The organism is uncultured Campylobacter sp. (genome assembly GCF_937949835.1).
GTDB lineage: Bacteria > Campylobacterota > Campylobacteria > Campylobacterales > Campylobacteraceae > Campylobacter_B.
Genome location: NZ_CALEDC010000023.1, coordinates 1 through 21,841 on the forward strand (window position 1 = coordinate 1; position 21,841 = coordinate 21,841).

The following is a 21,841-nucleotide window of genomic DNA, read 5'->3' on the forward strand; positions in this document are numbered from 1 at the left end:
CTTTCGAGGCAAGCAGCTTCGGCGGGATGTGCGCAGCAAAGAGCCGTACCTGCTCGCGCGAGCTTTGTGCGGATCCAAAAAGAGCGCGAGCGGGCGGTGAAATTTTTAAATTTTAACGTAGCTCTATTTTTCATCATACGGGCTAAATTTTACGCATCGGAATTTTGTGCGCCCGAATTTTTTGTATCGGAATTTTCGCCGCTTAAATTTTCAGCACCCCGATCTTCGCCGCTAGAGCTTTGCGAAGCGCTTTTGTTTGGATCGCAATCTGAAATTTTATCTTGCGAGCCGAGATTGTGCTTCATCGTGCTTTGATCCAAAAGCTCTATTCGATCGAGCTTGCCGTGTCTTAGGCGCACCACTTTATCGGCAAATTTACCTAGCTCTTCGTTGTGCGTGACCAAAAGCAGCGTCTTGCCCTCGCTGCGAAGCGTCTGAAAGAGCTGCAAAACCACGCGCTCGTTGGCTTCGTCGAGGTTGCCCGTAGGCTCGTCGGCGATGATAATATCGGGGTCATTGATGAGTGCGCGCGCGATGCAGACACGCTGCTGCTCGCCGCCGCTAAGCTCGCTAGGGCGGTGCGTGATGCGGTGCCCGAGCCCCACTTTCTCAAGTGCCGCTTTGGCGCTGTCCTCGTCCACGCAGCTGTGGTAGTATTGATTTAGCATGACGTTTTCGACGGCCGTTAGGTAAGGGATTAGGTGAAACTGCTGAAACACGAGGCCGATCTTTTTGCGGCGAAATTCTAAAATTTGCTCGTCATTTAGCGCGCTCGCGTCGGCTCCGCCTAGGATATATCTGCCCGCAGTGGGAGTGTCCATCAGGCTTAGGATATTTACGAGCGTGCTCTTGCCGCTGCCGCTTGGCCCCATTATGCTGACCCACTCGCCGCTTAAAACGTCGAAGCTGATATTATCGAGAGCCTTGACCTCGCCGAAGTATTTGCAGATGCCTTCAAATTTTAAAATTTCCATGTCATTCCCTTAATAGATTCGCTAAATTCGGATTCAGCGCCTTTTTGATCGGATAGTAGCTTGCCGCGAGCGCAAAAATCAGGCTCAGCGCGACCGCCGCAAAGAGGCTGATTAGCCTAAAATCCACGCTGCTTGAAAATATCAGATGCCCCAGCAAGATCGCGAGCAGGTATCCCACGAATACTCCAGCTAGCGAGCCTGCGACGCAGACGGTTAAAATTTCGCTCAGGATTAGGTGGAGCAAATTTTGTTTGCTCGCGCCGATTGCGCGGATGAGCGCGAACTCTTTGATGCGCGAAAGCAGGATCGAGCTAAGGCTCGTGTTGATGCAGACCGAGGTGATCAGAAGGATCGTAATGCCGATAAGAAGCATCAAAAGCTTGATTTTGTTTAAGATGATGCCTTGGGTCTTGGATACTTTGCCGATCGGCGCGAAGCTCATCTGCGCATCGCTCAGGCTTTTTGAAATTTCGCTAAGCTGCTTAAAATCGCCGCTTACGATCGCTTCGGCGTAATTTACCTGCGCAGGCTGATTTAAAATTTTTTGCGCCAGCGGCAGCGAGATTAGCAGCATGCCGTCCTCTTTCTGCCCGTCATAGACGATGCCTTTTATCTTAACCTTGCTCGTTTCGTTTGAGCCGATCGGCGTGATCTCGATACTATCGCCGAGCTTCGCGCCCAAAAGTTTGGCGAGATCCTGCCCGATGAGCGCGTTTTTATCGTCGAAATCCACGCCGATAAACGAGCCCTCTTTAAGATCCAAAAACGGCATCGTATCGCGCAGAGAGGAGAAATTTACCCCCATGATGATGCCTGAGTTGACGCCCAAATTTGCGCTGCCGAAAAGATATTTATTCGCGCTTTTTAGGGCTGGAATTTTAGCAAATTTCGCATCGAGCGCCGCTTCGTCCATATGGGAATTTTCTAAATTCGCAGGGCTTACGATTAAATTTGCGCCGTAGCTGTTTAACTCGCTGGCGACCTTTTTATCGATGTCGGCGTAGATATTTACGAACGCCGCGCAAACCGCGCTGCCTAGCATGATCGCGACGAAAATAACGAAGCTGCGAATGCCGCTGTTGATGATACTTTTAAAGATCGCGCCTCTAAAAAACGCTCCGTTATTTCCTACCATAAAGCACCTCCGCAGGCAGTAGCTTGATCACTCCGCGTAGCGGCAAAATCGAGCCGATAATGCAAATAAGAAGTCCAAAGACGATGCTAAGCGGAAAGACCATAAGCGAGACGCCGATAAAGGAGCCAAAAATTTGATACGCGATCGCCCAACTAAGCACGTAGCCCACGACTGCGCCCACGAGTGAGCTTGCTACGCAGATGACGAAAATTTCGGCGGCGAACTGGATATAGATCATAAAGTTGCTCGCTCCCAGCGCCTTAAGCAAGCCGATCTCCTTTTTGCGCTTGTAAATTTCGCTGCTTAGCAGGCTCGTGATGCAGATGCTTGAAATTAGCAGCGACAGAATGCTTACGACACCCATTAAATTTTGAATTTTTTTCGTGATGCCGCTTTGAGCTTCGCTGACGCTAAGCACCGCCTTAGCAGTTGCGTTTGGATACTCCTCGGTGATTTGATATGCGATGGAGCTAACGTATGCTGAGCAGTACCAGGTGTCGTATTCTGTGGCGTCTAGGTTATCGAGGCTTCTTCTTGCCTTTACGGACAGATCGTCTTCAGGGATAGTCATGGCGCTGACTTCTGCCTTGGCGATGAGGCCCTCTTTGTGCGTTAGCTTTTGCACTAGCGATAAATTTGCGATCAGCTTTTTGGCTTCATCCTCCGCGCCGTGCAAAATCCCAACGACTTTAACCTCATAATCTCCAAGCTTAACCGTATCGCCGATCTTTAGCCCCAGCGCGTCTCCTGCAAGCACCTCGTCATCGGCGCCGTCCTTTACCCACTGCCCCTCTACGCTCCAAAACGGATAGAGCGAGCGCACGCCCGATCTGAAATCAGGCTCGTCGCTAACGCCCACGTCCTTTTCAAAGTAGGTTCCCACGACGTCGTAATCTCCCGCGCGGGTAGTTAAAAAAGGCGCAAAGGCGGTGATATTGTTGCGCCAAAAAATTTCTTTGATCTTATGCAGATCACTCTCTTTTAAGAAATCGTCGTTTTTAAGTGGCGAGTATTCGCGCCCGCCGATCTCGATACTTAGGCTTTGCGAGCGCGGTAGCACTACGATATTTGAGCCGTAGCTGCGTAGCTCCTTAGCGACCTGATCGCCGATTTTTAGCGTGATATTTAGCATGCAAGCGATCAGCGAGACCGATAAAAATATGGTCAAAAACGCTAAAATTTTGCTATCCCTGGAGTTTAAAATGGAGGATTTGATGATGCGTAAAAACATTATTTAAGCTCCTTTAGCGTGCCATTTTCATCTACATAGCGCTCGGGGTGTGCGGTGAAGGCGTTTGCATTCGCTTCACTTTCGAAAAAGTAGGTGCGTCCGTAGTAAAGATAGCTAAATTTAGAGGTGTTTAAAATTTCTTTTCTACTGACCGGATCGATCACCTTTTTATCCACGATCTCCGAGAAATAGGACGCGCCGTCCTCGATCGTCTTAAGCGCGATGACGATATTTTGCCCCTCTAGCTTATAATCCAGCGGGATCGGATTGCAGCCGCCCAGCTTGCCGACGCTCGGCAAAAATATACGCACGTTGCAAGCGATGCAAATGAGCTCGTCGCCTTTTTTGATATAGCCCATATCGCCGCAGATCGAGCACGCGTCAAAAACCGCGACCGGGGCAAATTTGTCCGTGAAGCGGTTTAGTAGAAAAAACCTGACCTTATGCCCATCGTCGGTAACGTAGGCAAAGCGGTGCAGCTTGCCGTCTTTTACGATGTTTGCATCGATTATGAATTCCGCACCTTGCGGCTCGATAATCTTAGGCTCATCGATCGTAGGCGGTTTTGAAGCGACCAAGATATAATAAAGCCCCAAAAAGCTGATTAAAATCCCAAGCGATAAGATCAGGCTAAAATCTCTAAAAATGGCAAATCTGCTCGCTTTAACCTCTCTAAATTTTATAATGTCCGCTTCGCTAGGCACTCGACTTGGCGCACGAAATGCCGTAAGCAGCGCAATTAGCGTGGCTATAAGGCAAAGAGCTAGCGTCAGATAGGAGTTGTTGTAATGGATGATTTTAGCGATGACGCTTAGAAACTCGGACGAGCCGATCGCGTTTGAAAGCCCCTCAAAGCCCTTCGCAGCTAGCGCTTTGGGTGCGTCCGCCTGGCGCAGATCAAGGCCTAAAAAGCCGATTTTAGCAATAAAGGCAAACGCCCATGCAAGAGCGAATGACGCTAGCTTTGCGCCTCTGCTCGCGCGCGCTAGAGCTGAGCGATAAATAAAATAGAATAAAATTAGCGCCAGCGCACCTAAAACCGCCATAAAGAGGTTGGTTAGGCTGAAGCTGTCCAGCAGCTCGCCGGAGAAAATTTTAAAATTCATCCCTATGAAGCGGTATTCAAATCCATACGCGCAACCAAGAGCAAAAATAACTATAGCGGTAAGATATAATCGCTTAAACTTAAACGCAAGCAGTAGCGCGAGCAGTGCTAAAAGTGCGAGCGCATCAAATACGATCTTGCCCGTATCGGCGTTTGCCGAGCGCGCAAATGCGCTAAAGCACAGCGCCCCAAATGCAGCCCCCAAAAGCGCGGGCAAAAACGATGCGCTGATAAAGCGCCTGCCGCCCAGATACGCGCTTAAAAACGCGAGCGGAAATAGAGCCAAGCTAACGTGATAAAAAAATATCGTCATTAAAAATCCTCATCGAGTCTAATGCGCGTAAATCGCCTATAATTGCTTAAATTTTAAAATTTTAAAACCTACGCCATTTTGTAAATTTTAAAATTTTAAATCCACTCGCAAAAAAGCTCGCAACGGCAAGAGCCGCCCGCAAAGAGAAATTTCGCCTCGCTATTGCTTTGGTTTTGTCTCACCCTCGCGACGCGCTAATTTTAAAATTTTGCCGCAACTAAAAGATTCGTAAGCTTAAACGCATTAAAGCAAAAACGATACGCTTTGACTGCGGCGTAGCAATTAAATTTAAACTAGCTAAATTAACCGCCTTAAATTTAAAGCGTGCGGCTAAACCCAATACCGCTAGAGCTCCGCCAAAACGGACTCGGCGGAGCCTGCTACGATTTACTCTTTAGGAGCGCCTGTGTATTGGAAGGTGTATTTAACCGAGAACGGCTCCCACCATTTGCCTACGCCGGTCGCTTTGTCCGCGTGGCGTCCGAATCCGTTGGCGCTTGGATTTTCGATGTTATAGGTTAGCTCGTAGTTGCCTACGCCGTTTACCATCTTGATATTGGCGCCGTAGTGAGGGCCGTCGCTAGCTACCATCGGCATGAAATTTCCCTTTTGGATCTTGCCGGTGTCTAGGTTTTTAAGCACGTAAGCGATCTTTAGGTAAGGAATCCACTCGCCCTCGCCAAATCCGTTTGCGTTGCCTTTAATAGCGTGGATATCCGCCTCAAGGTGGATATCCGCCTTGCTAGGAGCTAGATCGATGCCTTTAGGCTCCATATCGATAGGCTGAAGATACACAGCAGCGATCTCCATTCCATTTTGCTCAATCGGCTCGCCGATCGGATGCTCTCCCGCCATTGCTATAACAGAGGCTAGGCTTAGCGCCAACATACCTGAAAAAATCTTTTTCATCTTTTCTCTCCTTATTAAGATTTGTTTTTTTGCTTATTTTTTAAGATCAAAATTCCTACGATTAAAAGCACGATCATCACCGCCTGCGGCACTAGGCTCTGGACGTAAGGATAAAATCCGATCCACGTAATCGTTGGAAGCCCATCTATTACGGTAGGTACGAATACCTTGCCCTCGACTAGCTCCATCACGCCCTTGCCCACAAATACGACGGACATATAAAAGATAATGACCGATGTAGCGATGAAGAACGGCTTGATAGCGATTTTAAGCGAGAATTTTTTGATGACGATATAAACTATGATAAGAGCCGCTAGACCCGCTACAAAGCCTGCTGCTACCATGCTGGTAGCTGCCGGAGTCTTGGCATCGAAAAGTAGTGCCAGATAAAATAGTACCGTCTCTGCGCCCTCGCGATAAACCGCTAAAAATACCGTCCACCAAAGCATCTTGCTATCGCCCGAGCTTAGGCTGTTTGAAATTTGACCTTGGATATAGGCGCTCCACTTTTTGGAGCTTGCATTTGAAAGAAGCCAAAAGCCCACGTAAAATAGCAGAACTACGGCGATTAACATCACCGCGCCCTCCATCACTTCGCGCGTTTGTCCTGCATTTTCACTACCGAAGATATAATTCAACCCATAAGCCGTAGCGATACTTAGCACAACCGCTACGCCAAGAGCGCTGTAGACGATATTTAGGTGCTTTGAGTTGCCGGATTTTATAAGTAGAGCGATGACTGCGGCTACGATGATGAGCGCTTCAAATCCTTCACGCAAGATAATGATAAACGCGTATAAGAATAGATCCCAGTTGCTTGATTTTTTCGTTAGCTCTAGGCTTTGGGTAAGCTGATCAAATAGCTTATTTTGCGCCGCTACGATCTGCTCTTTGGAAGCACCCGCGCGCATAAGAGCTGAAATTTTATTAAAGCTTGCTTCGGTGTCTAGCTTGAGCTGAGTATTTTTAGCACCGACGATATTTTCCATACCGCTCTCTTCGTATTCGTCGAAGTAGATATTGCCGCTCTCGTCGATCGCGTCATCAACCTTGCCGCTCTCGTAAAGCTGCAAAACCTTAGCCATTTTATCTTTGATATTTTGCACAATCGGCGTAAAATCCTTGCCTTCATCTTCGCTAGTATCGCTTTGTGCTAACGCAGTCTGCGGCGCTATGGAGTAGCTTTCTTGCGGCAAATCATTTACGGCTTTTAATGCTAGATTATCTAGGGCGTTTATCGCTTCGTCAAATTTTGATTTGTCCGTATCTGCATCCTCGCGCAAGAGATTTCCGATGATTTGCTGGATTGATTGATCGGTCTGAGACGAGACATATTTTCGTACCGCCTCTTCTAGGCGTTCGTTGCGGTAGATATCAAATTTCGCGCGATTTAGCGCAGCTTTTAGCGCAGCAGTGTCTTTTTTATCAAACGCAGCTTTAGCGTTATCCAGCTCAGTTTTAAATTCCGTATAGACGCTCATCCACGGCGAGGTCGTACTGGATGCTGCGGAATTCCCACCTGAGGTTGGCGCAGAAGTGCTGCCGTCGCCTCCGTCTTGATACTCGGCTACGAGACGATGACCAGATTCGATCGCAGGCAGAACCTCATCAATCTCGCGATTTAGATTATCGATCATCGCTTGGATCTCATTTAGAGGCTTTTCGGCTTTGATTGCTTTACGGATATCGCCGAATTGCTTCTCCATATCGTAGGATTTTTTCTGTCCCAAATTTATGCGGATGCCGGCTTCCAGATTTTCGAAATGCCCAAAATACGCCTCTTGAGTTATCTTTCTAGCCTCAGAATTATTACCATCGACATAAAGCTTGATCGCTTGAGCAAATTTCTCTTTTATCGTCGCTGCTTCGGCGCGATAATCCGTATCCGCAAAAAGCATAGCAAGCGGAAAAATTAGAGCTAAAACCGCAAATTTAAAAAATTTCATCTGAACCTTCTTGAGTTAAATTCATACATTAAATTTCAAAATCGAGCGGCAATTATATGTAGAAAAATCTTAAAAAGTAATAAAAAAAGCGGTTATCATAAAGCACGAAAGCGGCTAAATTCTCAATTGCAAGAGCTTTTTGATAGATGGAATTTAATAGAATTTAGGATATGGCGGAATTTTAAACGGCAGTCGGATTTTACTCCGACTGCTAAAATTTTAGTGAAGTTTCGACCAAATTTTGCTTTTCCAAAGACCTGCAAAAACAGAAAGGATCAAGAAATATATCATAATATTTATGGTTGTAGCTTCACGCTCGGCTTTTTTGCTATCGCCTACGTCAGCTAGATATTCCACGACCTTGGCTTCAGCGTTTTCGTTCAAGCCTACGCGCGGCATCGAAGTGCCTGGAAGCTTCTTTTGCGTATCATTGATAAACTCGTGTAGATAGTTGGCGCCCTTAGAACGGATCATCATCGAAAGATCAGGAGGTATCGAGCCCATATACGCAGCCAAGCTAGCCTTGTCGCTGGATGCAAAGAGCTTATCATATTTGACGTCGTGGCATCTTAGACAAGCATCCTCAAAAACCGCCTTGTTTAAAAGGAATTTTTTCTGCGCTTCGTCTAGTTCGGTGCCTTGCTTGATGCCGCTAGCAGCAGCCTCAGAGGCGATTAGCTTATCCTCGCTAGGAGCGACCGATTTTAGATAGGCTACGATATCGGCGATCTCTTGATTTAGATCACCGCCCGCACCGAAAAATCCAGGCATCGGAAAAGGTTTTTCGTCGCCAAATTTCTGATCTAGCTTAAGAGCCATGATCGGATCTTTGATGAGTGCAGCTAAGAATTTATCGGTGTATAGATAGCCTGCGCTGCTAAGATCCGGAGGATTGACGCCGTATGCGGCACTAGCGCTTGCCGCGTCCATAGGAGCGGGGATATTTGCACTTTTTACTCCATGACATGCGGTGCAGCCTGCATTTGTAAAGGTTTCGGCGCCTCGCACGGCATCGCCTTTGCTAAGATCGATTTTATTTATCTCATCCCAAAAAAGCACCGTTTTGTCTTGTTGCTCTTTCGCACTGGCTAGGGCTTTTTTAGAATTTTTTATCATCGTCTCATCCCCGCCTTTTTCAGCTGCGGCCAAAGCGCTTTCTGCTGCGGCCACGTTATGCGCGGCTAAAGCCGTATCGCCTGCTGCAAAGTCGTAATTTACCGGATCAGTGTGCGGACTAAGCTTAGTATGAGCATAAGGCTCGATAAACCAGTATAAAATTCCCACACAAAAAAGCACTAAGATTAGGGTTCTTATCTCTTTCATGGCTAGACCCTCTTTCTTTCTGCGATTGTAATTAACGGAAGCACTACGACGAGCAATCCAATATAGACGATCGATAAAGCAAAGCCCCAGTATTTATTTTCGATACCAAGCTCCGCGCCGTCTGCGGGAAGCTTACCAAAAAGGCTAAGCAGGATCATGTCGATTACCAAAACCCAAAACCAAATGAAAAACGCTTTGTTTTTGTGCGCAGGCGCTACTACGCTGCTGCGATCAAATAGTGGGATAAAAAATAGCGAAATCCCGGCGAAGGCAAAGGCGACAAGCCCGATGTCGGCAGCCTTAAGCGGTCCTACATCAAAGTAAAATCCGCGCAAAATTTCATACTCCCAAAGGAAGTACCACTCCGGATAGATATGCGTCGGGGTTTTGAGGCTGTTTGCCGGCTCGAAATTTATCGGATCCATCGCAAAATCGAAGTGAAAGCCGACCAGATAAAAGAAAAATATCATAAAGATACTGACGTAGAAAAAATCCTTCGCCAAAAAGCCCGGCCAAAACGGAATTACCTTGCTTTCGCTAGTTTTTCCTTCCAAATACTTCTCGCCTTCGAGCTCAAAGTCAATCTCCTCGCCGTCTAGGTTATTTACGTGCGGAAATCTAAGCGAATAAAAATGCACCGCCAGCACCGCAACCACTACAAGAGGCAGCAAACAGACGTGGAGCATAAAAAATCGCGTTAGCGTCGGATCGCTTACGGCGTAATCGCCGCGAATCCATTCGACTATCGCATCGCCCACTATTGGAATTCCGCCGAACAAATTCGTAATAACCATCGCTGCCCAGTAGCTCATCTGCCCCCATGGAAGCATATAGCCGCTAAAAGCCTCCGCCGAAAAGATGATGAAAAGCAGCATTCCGCTTACCCAAATCATCTCTCGCCCTTGCTTATACGAGCGGTAATAAATAGCTACTAAAGTATGAATGTATAGGATCAAAAATACGACCGATGCCGATACTGCGTGGATATGACGCCATAGCCAGCCGTATTCGACCTCTTTCATAATCGTGAAATTTACGCTATCAAATGCTAAATTTACATCCGGTTTGTAATACATCACGAGCATTAGTCCACTAACGAACAAAACTATAAATAGCGTCATCAAAATAACGCCCATCGCCCAAAGGAAGCTGATATTTTTAGGAATCCAATACTCGCTTACCATCACCTTGAAAAATTTCGTTACGGCGAGCCTTTGGTCGAACCAATCCCAAACTCCCGTAGCTTTTCTTATATGTGCCATCTGCGCCTCCTATGCTTTCTGCTTTAGGGCTTGGTATTCGGGGCCCTCTTCGCCTAAAACGAGTTTCGTTCCGTCGATTTTAAAGGGCGGTATATCCATAGGACGCGGCGGCGGGCCGAACACGTTTATGCCGCTAGCATCAAAAATTCCGCCGTGACATGCACAGATGAATTGTTGCGTCGATGGCTTGTAGCTAGGAATACAGCCTAAATGCGTGCAAAGCCCTATGCAAAGCGTATATCTAGCATCCCCTACGACGACGTCACGGGCATCGTTTTTAGGCATATCGGCAGTCTTTTTAAGCACGAAAATCGGCTTTTTGCGCCACTGCGTTTGATACAGCTCGCCCTCTTTGATCGGACTTAAATCTACCGTAGTGACGCCGGCGGCGCGCACGCTAGGTAACGGATCCCACGATTTCTTCATCCCCACGAGTGCGAAAACGCCACCCACAGCGGCAACCGCGCCGAAAGTAAGCCCGATAAAGCCTCGTCTATCCTGTTTTAGATCAGACATCTTTATCCTTTCAAATTAAGAAATTGACAAGCATCAATTTTAGCCAAATAAAGATTAAATCAATATGATTATAAGCAGAAATTTAGCTTAACCTTGCAAGCTAAATTATATTTTAAGATAATTTTAATGCCTAGCGAGGCGTTTTTGCAGTTTAAAATTTTATAAATTTTCAAATTCTGTCATGTTCTATCATGGCGCGGAATTTAAAATTTTAAAATTTTATCGCATAAAATTTGTTGTGACAAAGACGCACGAAATTTTAAAATTTCGACATCATAAATAAAATTTCATAAAGTGCGAGATTTTAAATTTTAAATTTAAAGACGAGCATAGAATTTATAAAATCAAATTTTAAAATTTCACTGCTCGGTCATGGCAGCGGCGGGGCGAATTTTGCACTAGCGCGCTAGCTGAAATTTTAAAATTCTAGAATTCGTCGAGCTTCCGTCGCATGAAAAAATTCCATTAGAAGTAAAATTTAAAACATTAAAACCCCATAGCGGCACAAATTCCAAATCATTAGAATTTTACGACGCCTTAAAATTTCAAGCATCAAAAAATTCTGTCGCGATGCATTATGCCACGATGCAAAATTTTAAAATTTAGCGCAATCGCGAGCCGTAAAATTCTATAAAATTCTGCAGGGTTTTAAAGCCTAGCCGAAATTTAAAGATAAATTCCATAAATCCCTAAAGCCTCGGCAAGCTGCGAAATCCGGGCGAAATTTCAAAATTATTATTCTGAAATTTGGGCCCCACCTATCTAAAGTCTAGCCGATTTACCCGAGCGGAAATACGCCGCGATCGCAAGAGCCACCATCGAAGCGATCATCACGTACGCCCAGCCGGGCACTGGAATGCGCTCGCCGCTAGCATATGAGTGCATGCCGCTTAGGTAGAAATTTACGCCAAAATAGGTCATTATGACGCTAAAATACGCAAACATCGAGGCTACGGCAAAGGCGAATTGATTGTTGAGCTTGTGCATAAACCTAAAATGCACGACCGCTGCGTAGATCAAAATCGTAATGAGCGCCCAGGTCTCCTTCGGATCCCAGCCCCAGTAGCGCCCCCAACTTTCGTTCGCCCACACGCCGCCTAGGAAGTTGCCCACCGTCAGCAAGCAAAGGCCCAGGATCATCGACATTTCGTTGATATGCGTGGCCTCCGTGATGTTGCGCGCGATCTCGGGGTTTTTCTTGTCGAACAGAAACATCACGAGAGTGAAAATTCCAAGCAGCATGCAAAGGCCTAAAAATCCGTAGCTCGCGGTGATTACCGAGACGTGGATCGTAAGCCAGTGCGATTTTAGAACCGGCTGGAGATTGGTGATCTGCGGATCGATGTCGCTAAGATGCGCCACCATCAGCGTTATGCCCGCCATTATTGACGTTAGCGCCAGCGAAATAGCGGATTTGCGCGAGAAAAATATTCCGCTTAGCGACAGCGCCCACGCGATGTAGATGAGCGATTCGTAGGAGTTACTCCACGGCGCGTGCCCCGAGACGTAGCCGCGCAGCGCAAGACCTGCAGTATGCGCGATAAAAGCGACGATATTTACGACATAAACTAGCTTAAACGCGCCGCCTAAGCGAAGAGCGGGCTTCATCATCCTAAGAAAGATAAAGATCAGAAGCAAAAATCCCGAGATAGTGTAGATCGGAAAGAGGCGAGAAAAAATTTTAGCCTTATTAAATAAAATTTCATATTTTATCGCGCTCTCGCTAGGCATTAAATTTGCGCCATTTTGTGCCTGGTATTTTTTGACGTAGCTTAGCATCTTTTCTGCGCCGCTCCAATCCCCACTTTCTTGGGCATAAACTACGGACGAAACGAATATTCCCATCATTTTTTTAACTTCAGCAGATTCGTTTTGATCCAGCGCATCGCCTAGATATAGCGGCGAAAGCCACTCGTTATTTTTAGCGTTCTTAACCGGAATAATTCTAAAATAATCCCCCATAAACGCCGAGTAAAAGACGTTTACGCGCTCGTTTACCTTGATGATCTCTTTATCTAGCACACCGCGGTTGCCCAAAGGCTTTCGGTTGATCTCCTCGACCATTTTATCGAGCTTGTAGTAGCTCTCGCCGCCTTTAAATTCAAAAAAATCCATCATACTGGCGTGGCTTTGCTTCTCGTCCATACCTAGAATTTTCTTAAGCTCCGGCTCGCTAACCTTGATAATCGGCGCACGCCTCCAGTAGCTTTGATTTAGCATAAAAGAAAGCGCAGCGGCGTTATGGTTTAAAATTTCGCCATTTGGCGCCTTGTAGTTGTCGGCACGGTAAATTTTATTTAAAAGCTCCCTAGAAACTGTATCAAAAGGCTCCATTCGCCCATCAAATCCCTGAATTACGAGGCTTGCTAAATCCTCGCTAAATTTAGGATCAAATTTCGGCACGGCCAGCTCGCCTCCCATAGTAGAAAAATTATGCGGCGGGACGGAGTCTTGCTCCGCTGCAGATTCTTGCGGAATGGAGCTTTGCTTGGAATTTTCAGCGGCGGAATTCTGCGCGGAATTTTGCGAAGCGGGATCTTGCACGATAGCCGGGCTTTGCGACGCTGGATTTTCTACAGCTGCATTTGAGGCGGAACTTTGCGAAGTAGAATTTTGAATCGTGAAGTTTTGTTCGGCATTTGCTGTGCTAGGATACAATGCAGCCGAGCTCAAAGCCAACGCGCCTACTAATGCCAATGCCGCGCCTTTAGTGCCGCGTCGCGATTTTTTGGTGCGTTTTGATACAGAGCTTTCTGTGGAGCTTACGGGCACCGAGCTAGACACGGAATTTTTAGAATTTACATCTTTTTCTCGAGCAAGATGCGTATTTTCGCTGATTAAGCGCGAGAGCTTGAAAAAGCGCGAGCCCCGGTTAAAAAAGTTAAAAAACATCCCCACGCAAAGCAAAAAATAACCGATGTAAGTTGGAACTTTGCCGGGGTCTTTATTGACCGAAAGCACGGTGCCGCGCTCGTCTGTGTCGTATGAGCTTTGGAAAAATCGGTATCCGCCGTAATCGAGCACGTGATTCATAAAAATATCATAATCAAAGCTCGTATTGCCGTCTTTTAGCGTGATTTCGCTTTTATATCCGGAGGGCGAATTGGTGCCCGGGTAGCGATCCATCACAAAGTCGCGAAGCGCGATTTTAAAAGGCAGATGAAGCATCTTTGGCGCCAAGGCTACGATGAAATTCTTATCACCCACCTTGTAGCTAGCACCATGCGAATCCCTAGGCACGTAGATTTCGCGACTCTGCCCCGCAAAGCTTAGCGTAGCTACTACGCCGGGCTCGCCCGGTAAATTCGCATCGACCGGGACAAATTTCTCGACCGCGGAGCTAAGCAAGCTAACGGGAGCGAAATTTATCCCGTCGAAGCTGTAAAGCAAGAGATTGCCTAGCGGATTATCCTCGTTTTTCTTAAGCGGCGAAGTGCTCATATCAGCCATTTTAGTGGCGTTTATATCAAGACTTGAGTTTAGATAAAATTTGCCGTCTTTGGATTTTATGTAGATGAAATTCTTACTTTTAGGCTCTGCGTTAAAAGTGATACTAAGCTCGCCTATATCCATGCTTTCGCCTGATTGCAAGGAGACATTTTGGCTGCCGACATTGTTTGAAAATAATAGTTCCACGCGCGCAGGAGCCTGTCCGGTCGGATCTTGCACCCATTTTAGCTCGCCGTGTTCTACGAGCTCTTTAAATTTTAAATTTGCGATCCTACCCTCTACGTCTAGATTGAGATCGAAGTTCATCCGTCCTGCGCCGTTTAAAAATTTGCTCTCGTCAGCAGATATAAACTCGCCGTCACTGCCTAAAGTAAGAAGCTGAACGACCTCGTCTTTAGTCGTTACGATCGAGCTCTCGCCGCCCTCTCTTATATGGATATTGCCCTCAAAGCCGAAATATCTCGTCAAAATCGCTCCAACAAGCATAAACAAAAAGCTTGCGTGAAAGATTAGCGCAGGCAGTGTGCGAAGCTTAATCATGCGGTAGCGATAGATATTGTAGGTTAAATTTATTCCCAAAAGCACCATCAGCGCGCCAAACCACGCAGTAGAATAAACCATCGCCCAAGCTACTTCCGTGCCGTAAGCGGTCTCTATGAAAGTGGCGATCGCACAGGCTAGCGCCAAAATCAGTAGCATCACTGACGCGCACTCCATACTAAAAAATGTCTTCATTGATTTCCTTTAGATTTACGAGGGTTTTCAAAATCGCGAGATTTTAGCAAAAATTGCTTAATTTTTCATTTTACGACCTACAAGCGCACGCCTACTAGCGTAGCGCGAATATGCGTTAAGATGCTTTGATAAAGCGGTAAAATTCTCATCTTAGGCATTCGCGTAGGATTTTAACGGCGCGGATAAAATTTTATAAAATGCTGCGAAATTTAGCGAAATTCTATTAAATTTCGTGCGCCATCTCATCGCGCAATTTCTAATTTAGAATTCCGCTGCGATAAAATTTTATCTTTGCGGAATTCTTTCTTATTGTTTTTTGCCTTGGGCATATGCTAGCTCGCATACGTCGCCCACGGCTTGGTGGCATGGGATCGCCGAGATCGAGTTATTAGGCGAGCCGTCGATCACTTTGTCTGAATAAACCAAATAGATTAGCGAGCCCTGCACCGCGTCGTAAAGCCTAACTACATGGGTCTTTTTGAAGATCAACGAGCTGCGTTTTTCAAAAATATCCTCTTTTTTCAGCTCCTCTTTAATGATGATTTTAGGCGCGGTCTGTACGCACGACACAGAGGCTTCGGAGCGATCCTCCTCCACGCCGATGATCTCTTTGGCACCGCCTTTTTTGGCGTAAGAGACGTAGCAGGTCACGCCGTCGATCTTAGGATCTTTAACCGCGATAACTTCGATGCGATCGTCTTTGCCAAAAATTCTAAACGAAGTATTTACGCTACCTACGAGCTCGTAATCGCCCGCGCAAGCAAAAGCCACTAAAATCGCTACTAGAATAAATTTTTTCATAACCATCCTTTGGAATTTTAGCGGCGATTTTATCATTTATAATATAAATATTAAGCAAGTTTTTATAAAATACCGCGATTTAAATTTAAAGGAATTTTATGATCGAAGATATCTTTAGAGAATACGATATTCGCGGCATCGTGGGCGAGGAGCTAAACGAGCGCAGCGTAAAAGCGATCGGCTTTGCGCTTGGCAAACATATCGCAAATCTCGGGCTTGAGCGCGTTAGCGTGGGATACGATGCCCGTCTTAGCGCGGATGAGCTTTTCGGCTATTTCGTAAGCGGGCTAAATTTCGCTGGATTGCGAGTTTATAATATCGGCTTGCTACCGACGCCGGTGGGTTATTTTAGCGTATTTACGCATAAATTTGACGCAAACGTAATGATCACCGGCTCGCACAATCCCAAAAATTACAACGGCTTTAAGATCACGATCGGTACGGACAGCTTCTTCGGCGAGGATTTAAGGCGTCTTGGCGCGCAGGTGCAGGAGCTGATCGGTTCAAATTTTGAAATTCCAACCGATACAAGCACCCAGAGGTACGACATCTTAAGCGAGTATCTAGCATATTTTGAGAAGGAATTTGCGGCTCTTAAGGGCTTTGCCGCGCCTTTTATAATCGACTGCGCAAACGGAGCTGCGGGCGTTACGACTACTAAAATCGTCGAAAGGTTAGAGCTAAACGCTAAAGTTTTATTCCCGCAGCCGGACGGCAACTTCCCAAACCACCACCCAGATCCCAGCGAGGAGAAAAATTTAGCTGATCTTAAAGCCGCGATGAAGCAAGACGGCGTGAGCTTAGGCTTCGGCTTTGACGGGGATGCAGATAGGATCGCCGTGCTTACGCCGCGCCGCAATATAAAAGGCGACGAGCTAGCATGCCTGCTTGCTCTAAACATGCACCGCCCGCGCATCCTAGGCGAGGTTAAATGCTCTCAAGCGATGTATGATACCATCGATAAGATCGGCAAAAGCTTCATGGGCAAGACCGGCCACAGCAATATCAAAAAGGCGATGAAGGAGCTCGGTATCGATCTTGCCGCCGAGGTTAGCGGGCATATTTACTTTAAAGAGCGATATTTCGGCTTTGATGACGGCGTATATGCGATGATGCGCGTGCTTGAGCTCGTAGCTAAAGGATATGATTTAGACGCCGAGCTAGACAAACTGCCGCGAGTTTTTAGCACCGACGAGATTAAATTTAATACGAGCGAGGAGGCGAAATTTAAGATCATCGAAGCTCTTAAAGCTCAAATCCACGCAGGTATCGCGGAGCTACCGCCCATCCGCGATATTATCGAGATCGACGGCATCAGAGTGCGGTTTGATGACGGCTGGGCGCTCGTACGGGCAAGCAACACCACGCCTGTGATCGTAACTCGCTTCGAGGCCTGCAGCCCCGAGTTTCGCGACGAGATGCAGCGCGTATTTTTAGGTAAACTAGAAAATTTAAAGGACCAGAGATGAACGAATCTGAAAAGCAAGAGGTTGAGAAAAATATAAAAGAGCTTTTAGCTGCGAGAGCGGAATTTTTTAAATTCTTAGATGAGCGCGTGCCAAAGATCGCGGGTACCGACGTATTTGATTTCGAGCGTGCAGGTGCGGCTAGCTTGAAAGAAGTTTATGCGAAATTCTACGGCTACGACTACGCCGCACGCAAGCTGCTGCCATATCTGTACCGCACTTACGGGCTAGACTTCGATGTCTGAGATTATCTTAGATCGCGACGCTTATGCGCACAATCTAGCGCAAATCGCCGCCAAAGTAGGTGGAGCGGAGCGAGTATTTTTAGTAGCCAAGGATAATTCATACGGCCATGGCTGCAGGCTTTGCTGCGAGGAAGCGGCGAAACTAGGCTTCGTACGCGCCGTAACGCGAAGTGCTGCGGAAGCTGCGCAGATCGCGGATTTATTTGATGAAATTTTAGTGCTCTCGCACATTCCGCGCGGGGACGAGGACGAGCGGTTTTGCTACGCGATAAATGATCTGAGCTACTTCTCGCGTCTTAAACGAGGGCTTAAAATTTATATCGCTGCAGATACTGCTATGCACAGAAACGGCATCGCTGCGAGCGAGCTAGATGAGGCGCTTAGGCTATGCAAGCAGGGCGGATTTAAGCTTCGTGGCTTTTTCACACACTTTCGCGCAAGCGACGAGCTAAGCGGCGATTTTTTCGCACAAAGGCAAAATTTCATAGAATTTAAGCGTCTCGCGAGGCAAAAAGCCGCCGCCGCGGGCTTTGAAAATTTAAAATTTCATTCGAGCAACTCCGCAGCTATCGAGCGAAGTGCGGGCTTTGAGGACGAATATGTGCGCGTGGGCATGGCACAGTTTGGCTATCCGCAATTTGACGAGAGCCTAAATTTACGCCCTGTGCTAAAGCTCTATGCCGATCTGATCAGCTCGCGCGTGCTAAAAAAAGGCGAGCGCGTGGGCTACGGCGCGAAATTTGAAGCGCCACGCAATATGAGGATCGGCACCTATGATCTAGGCTACGCCGACGGTCTATTTCGCTACGACGGCGAGGACGAGCTAGCGCTTGCAAGCGGACAAAAAATGCTCGGAAAAATGTCGATGGATAGCTTCTGTGCGGAATTCGGCGGAGAACGAGTTTGCGTGCTGGGCGACGCGCGGATTTGGGCAAAACACTTCGGCACGATCGAATATGAAATTTTAGTCAAATTAAATTCCAACATCCCAAGGAGATTTCAATGAAAGAGCTGCAAGGAGAAAATAACGAGCGTATAGGTTACGACGATAAAGGCATATCTACGCGAGACGAGAGCTTTGGCGGAGGAGAGTATCCGTCCCGAAAAGGAGGGCTTCATATCTTAATCAAAGCTCTAATCGTCTTAGTGATTGCGGCGATTGCATTTGCGATATTTGCAGTGCCTGTTTACAATAAACTCGTAAGCAAAGATGAAGAAGTTAAAGCTGCGTGGAGCCAGGTGCAAAACCAATATCAGCGCCGCGCCGATTTGATTCCAAATTTCGTAGAAACCGTCAAAGGCTACGCTAGTCATGAAAAAGATACTTTAGAAGGCGTCATAAATGCCCGCGCTAAGGCAACCGCTGTCAATATCAATGCAGAAAGCTTAGCGCAAGATCCGGAAGCGTTTGCGAAATTTAACGGCGCTCAAGGCGAGCTTAGCTCGGCCCTATCGCGCTTGATGCTGGTAGTCGAGCGCTACCCGGATCTCAAGGCAAATCAGAATTTCACCGACTTGCAAAATCAGCTCGAAGGCACGGAAAACCGCATCGCCGTAGCGCGCAAGGACTACATCGCTTCGGTGCAGGAATACAATAAGCTAATTAGAACCTTTCCTACAAACATCATCGCGCGCATTGTAGGACTAGGCGGTGCCAAACCTAGCTTTAGCGCTGATAGCTCAAGCCAAAAAGCCCCTAGCGTCTCGTTTAAATAACGCTAAGGGAGACAAATGCTAAACGAGCAGTGCAAGCAAAAAATCCACGAGCTAATCACGAAAGCCGAAGCCGCAAGCGGTGCGCAGATCGTCTGCGTGGTCGCGCGCGAAGCAAGCGAGGACTGCGAAGCTAGCTATAGCGCGGCGGCAGTGACGGCGTTTGCGATCGGCATCGTTATGTGCTTCGTGCCGCAAATAAGCAAAGCTGAGCTACTGCAGATCGTAGCACTTAGCTTCATTGCGATTAAAGCTCTGCTAGCTAAATGTCCCACGCTTTTAACTTTAATCACACCTAAATCTCGCAGACTTCGGCTCTCGAGCGAGTTTGCGATGCTAAAATTTTACGAGCGCTACGGCAGCGTAAAAGAAGCGATAATGTTTTGCGTCTGCGTCCGCGAGCGCTGCGCTCATATCATCTGCGGCGCGCGAGCGGCGGAGTTTATCTCTAAGAGCGAGTTTGAACGTATCACGACGGAATTTAACCCTAGCACGCAAGGCCTTGAGCCTGCTGTTTTAAAGGCGATGGACGCGCTGTGCGAGCTAGCTATGCGAGTGCCTAAAAATAGCGAAAATAACGAGATAGAAGAGACCTTGGTGGAGCTGCGATGAGAGTGGCTTGGAGATTTGCTTTTGCCCTAATGGCGCTATTTGTAATCAGCACTGCCGCACCTAGCGAGTATCTAGCCCATCCAAACGGCACCGCCGTAATCGATGAGGCTGGTATTTTACGCCCAGCCGCGAGAGAGAGTCTGAATGAAATTTTAACGACTTTCGATAAAAATTCCACAAACCAGATCATGTTCGTAAGCCTAAAATCGCTTGGAGACTACTCTATCGAGGAAATCGGCGTAGAGCAGGCGCGCGCTCTTGGTATCGGGCAAAAAGGGCGCGACAACGGCGTACTGCTTCTCGTCGCTCCGCACGAGCATAAAGTGCGTATCGAGGTCGGATACGGGCTAGAGGGCGTGCTAACCGATATGCGCGCCAAACGTATCATCAACAATAAAATTTTACCCTATTTTAGGCAGGGAGATTACGAAAGTGGCGTCATTAGCGGGATTTCGGCGATCATCGGCACGATCGAAGGCGGCGATATAAAATTTGATCCCCTTAACGCCAACGCGCAGCAGGATCCAAGCAACAAGGACTTTGCGATCTTTATGGTGTTTTTTGCGGTTTTGCTTTTTGCGATACTAAGCCGCCGCGTAACGCGCCTCAGAAGAAGCGACGAGGATATAATCTCAAGCGCAGACATCATAAGCGAAATCGCGCGCTCATCGCGCATGAGAGACGGCTCATCCGGGGATTTTGGCGGATTTAAAGGAAATGGCGGTTTTAGCGGAGGCGGCTTCAGTGGGGGCGGCGGAAGCTTCGGTGGAGGCGGTGCTAGCGGAAGCTGGTAGTTACGGAATTTTATCAAAATTCCAAATCGTAGAATTTTATCTAAATTTTAAAATTTTAGAATTTCTAAATTCGGCTACTTGCGTAGAAAAACAGCACGAGCGGCTTGTCGTTGCCCTCGATCTTTAGCGTGCGCTCGGAGGGGTCGAACTTGGAAGCAAGTGAGGTGCCGTCGCTGCTTAGATGGTGCTTCTGTCCGTCGCAGCCTGAGAGTAGCAGCGCGAACACGGCGGCGGCAACTTTTAAATTTAAAAATTTAATCATTTAAAATCCGTCCTTAAATCTGCTTTTAAAACTGCTTTGAAATCCGTTAAATTCGTCTTAAGTTTGCGTTTGAAATTCTAAAATTTATGGCGCGATGCCTGTCAGAATTTATGTCTAGGTCCGCTCTGAGGCGTATGTCGTAATAATCCATGCTTGGGTTCATGCCATGACCCTTGACGAGATTTATGTCATAATCCGCGCTAGAATTTATACCACGGTATGCATTGAAATTTATGTCGCGATCTATTATCGAGGCGTATGCCATAACCCACGCCGTAATCTGTGCTGAAGCGTATATCGCGACTCACGTTGTAATACGCGCTAAAATCTATGTAGCGACCTGCCTCGCAATTCGTACTCATAGCGTTTCGGTTTTTAAATTTAGACTTTTAAAATTTCGGCTTTTAAAATTTTTACCCACTCCGCTCGGCTTTGCATCGGCGCTTGATATTTCGAGGCAAATAGCTTCGGCGGGACGCGCGCAGCAAAGAGCCGCACCTGCTCGCGCAAACTGCAAGCGAACCCAAAAAAAGCGCGGGCGGGCGGTGAAATTTTTAAATTTTAACGCAGCTTTATTTCTCATCATGCGAGCTAAATTTTATGCACCGGAATTCTGCGCACCCGAATTTTTGGTATCGGAATTTTTGCTATGAGAATTTTCGGCGCCCTGATTTTCGCCGCCAGAATTTTGCGAGGCGGGATTTTTAGAATTATATTTTTTTGATATCGGAATTTTCTGTAGCCGAAGCATTTGCGCCCGCATTTCGCCATTAGAATTTTCGCCGATTAAATTTATTCTTTGCAGAATTTTAAATCCGAATTACGCGCCCTATTATTTCATCACGTCATCACGGGTTATTTACGTAAAATTTCACCTATTAAAAATTTGGACGAAAATTCCACCTGCGAAATCTTGATAAAATTTTGCCATTAAATTACGAAACGAAATTCTACCTCGCAATTCCGCCGCTATTTCTTAGCGATTTTATAGTAGCCGTCTTTAAAAACAACCTTACCCGCACCCGCGAGACGCTTTAAAAGCTGCGCGC

At 46.9% G+C, this 21,841-nt stretch carries 18 protein-coding genes and 1 pseudogene; 6 read left to right on the forward strand and 13 right to left on the reverse strand.

Annotation, left to right across the window (positions count from 1 at the left end):
• Window positions 1-335 precede the first annotated feature (335 nt).
• The 11 genes and pseudogenes from Q0256_RS00505 to Q0256_RS00555 form a co-directional block, all read right to left on the reverse strand.
• Window positions 336-974, reverse strand: a pseudogene (locus Q0256_RS00505) (ABC transporter ATP-binding protein); the annotation flags it as partial.
• 1 nt (window position 975) lies between these two features.
• The gene (locus Q0256_RS00510) at window positions 976-2,109 is read right to left on the reverse strand and encodes an FtsX-like permease family protein (protein ID WP_005869323.1); all 1,134 of its coding nucleotides are present in this window, start codon (window positions 2,107-2,109) and stop codon (window positions 976-978) included.
• Entirely contained in the window at window positions 2,096-3,340 is a 1,245-nt protein-coding gene (locus tag Q0256_RS00515) for an ABC transporter permease (RefSeq protein ID WP_297959035.1), read from the reverse strand. Before Q0256_RS00515 ends, Q0256_RS00510 begins: the two co-directional genes overlap by 14 nt.
• A complete protein-coding gene (locus Q0256_RS00520; protein WP_297959037.1) occupies window positions 3,340-4,758 on the reverse strand; it encodes a Fe-S-containing protein in 1,419 nt (472 codons plus the stop codon). Before Q0256_RS00520 ends, Q0256_RS00515 begins: the two co-directional genes overlap by 1 nt.
• 387 nt (window positions 4,759-5,145) lie before the next feature.
• Complete coding sequence (locus Q0256_RS00525) at window positions 5,146-5,667, reverse strand: iron transporter (protein WP_005869331.1); 522 nt, start codon at window positions 5,665-5,667, stop codon at window positions 5,146-5,148.
• Window positions 5,668-5,681: 14 nt separating this feature from the next.
• Entirely contained in the window at window positions 5,682-7,613 is a 1,932-nt protein-coding gene (locus tag Q0256_RS00530; RefSeq protein ID WP_297959039.1) for an FTR1 family protein, read from the reverse strand.
• Window positions 7,614-7,832: 219 nt separating this feature from the next.
• The gene (locus tag Q0256_RS00535; protein ID WP_297959041.1) at window positions 7,833-8,936 is read right to left on the reverse strand and encodes a c-type cytochrome; all 1,104 of its coding nucleotides are present in this window, start codon (window positions 8,934-8,936) and stop codon (window positions 7,833-7,835) included.
• A gap of 2 nt (window positions 8,937-8,938) precedes the next feature.
• On the reverse strand, window positions 8,939-10,198 hold the full coding sequence (locus Q0256_RS00540; RefSeq protein WP_297959043.1) for a cytochrome bc complex cytochrome b subunit: 1,260 nt from the start codon (window positions 10,196-10,198) through the stop codon (window positions 8,939-8,941).
• Window positions 10,199-10,207: 9 nt separating this feature from the next.
• A complete protein-coding gene (gene petA, locus Q0256_RS00545) occupies window positions 10,208-10,714 on the reverse strand; it encodes a ubiquinol-cytochrome c reductase iron-sulfur subunit (RefSeq protein WP_297959045.1) in 507 nt (168 codons plus the stop codon).
• A gap of 762 nt (window positions 10,715-11,476) precedes the next feature.
• Window positions 11,477-14,899, reverse strand: coding sequence for a cytochrome c biogenesis protein CcsA (ccsA, locus tag Q0256_RS00550; protein WP_297959047.1), 3,423 nt, complete (start codon window positions 14,897-14,899; stop codon window positions 11,477-11,479).
• A gap of 306 nt (window positions 14,900-15,205) precedes the next feature.
• Complete coding sequence (locus Q0256_RS00555; RefSeq protein WP_297959049.1) at window positions 15,206-15,700, reverse strand: CreA family protein; 495 nt, start codon at window positions 15,698-15,700, stop codon at window positions 15,206-15,208.
• A gap of 98 nt (window positions 15,701-15,798) precedes the next feature.
• Between Q0256_RS00555 and Q0256_RS00560 the strand changes: the two genes are divergently transcribed.
• From Q0256_RS00560 to Q0256_RS00585, 6 genes are read left to right on the forward strand one after another with little or no spacing between them, the layout of a single operon-like run.
• The gene (locus Q0256_RS00560; RefSeq protein ID WP_297959051.1) at window positions 15,799-17,169 is read left to right on the forward strand and encodes a phosphomannomutase/phosphoglucomutase; all 1,371 of its coding nucleotides are present in this window, start codon (window positions 15,799-15,801) and stop codon (window positions 17,167-17,169) included.
• Window positions 17,166-17,411 (forward strand): CmeU family protein, encoded by a 246-nt coding sequence (cmeU, locus tag Q0256_RS00565; RefSeq protein ID WP_297895345.1) that lies wholly within the window; start codon window positions 17,166-17,168, stop codon window positions 17,409-17,411. The genes Q0256_RS00560 and cmeU overlap by 4 nt, the downstream gene beginning before the upstream one ends.
• On the forward strand, window positions 17,404-18,417 hold the full coding sequence (locus Q0256_RS00570) for an alanine racemase (protein ID WP_297959053.1): 1,014 nt from the start codon (window positions 17,404-17,406) through the stop codon (window positions 18,415-18,417). The genes cmeU and Q0256_RS00570 overlap by 8 nt, the downstream gene beginning before the upstream one ends.
• Window positions 18,414-19,127 (forward strand): LemA family protein, encoded by a 714-nt coding sequence (locus Q0256_RS00575; RefSeq protein ID WP_297959055.1) that lies wholly within the window; start codon window positions 18,414-18,416, stop codon window positions 19,125-19,127. The genes Q0256_RS00570 and Q0256_RS00575 overlap by 4 nt, the downstream gene beginning before the upstream one ends.
• A gap of 15 nt (window positions 19,128-19,142) precedes the next feature.
• Entirely contained in the window at window positions 19,143-19,736 is a 594-nt protein-coding gene (locus tag Q0256_RS00580) for a hypothetical protein (protein ID WP_297959057.1), read from the forward strand.
• Window positions 19,733-20,530 carry a TPM domain-containing protein gene (locus Q0256_RS00585; protein WP_297959059.1) on the forward strand — a complete coding sequence of 266 codons (798 nt, stop codon included), beginning with the start codon at window positions 19,733-19,735 and terminating at the stop codon, window positions 20,528-20,530. The genes Q0256_RS00580 and Q0256_RS00585 overlap by 4 nt, the downstream gene beginning before the upstream one ends.
• A 64-nt stretch (window positions 20,531-20,594) precedes the next feature.
• Here Q0256_RS00585 and Q0256_RS00590 read toward each other — a convergent pair whose 3' ends face one another.
• Window positions 20,595-20,792, reverse strand: a complete 198-nt coding sequence (locus Q0256_RS00590; RefSeq protein ID WP_297959061.1) for a hypothetical protein — start codon at window positions 20,790-20,792, stop codon at window positions 20,595-20,597.
• A 46-nt stretch (window positions 20,793-20,838) separates the two neighbouring features.
• The gene (locus Q0256_RS00595; RefSeq protein WP_297959063.1) at window positions 20,839-21,057 is read right to left on the reverse strand and encodes a hypothetical protein; all 219 of its coding nucleotides are present in this window, start codon (window positions 21,055-21,057) and stop codon (window positions 20,839-20,841) included.
• Window positions 21,058-21,841: the final 784 nt, after the last annotated feature.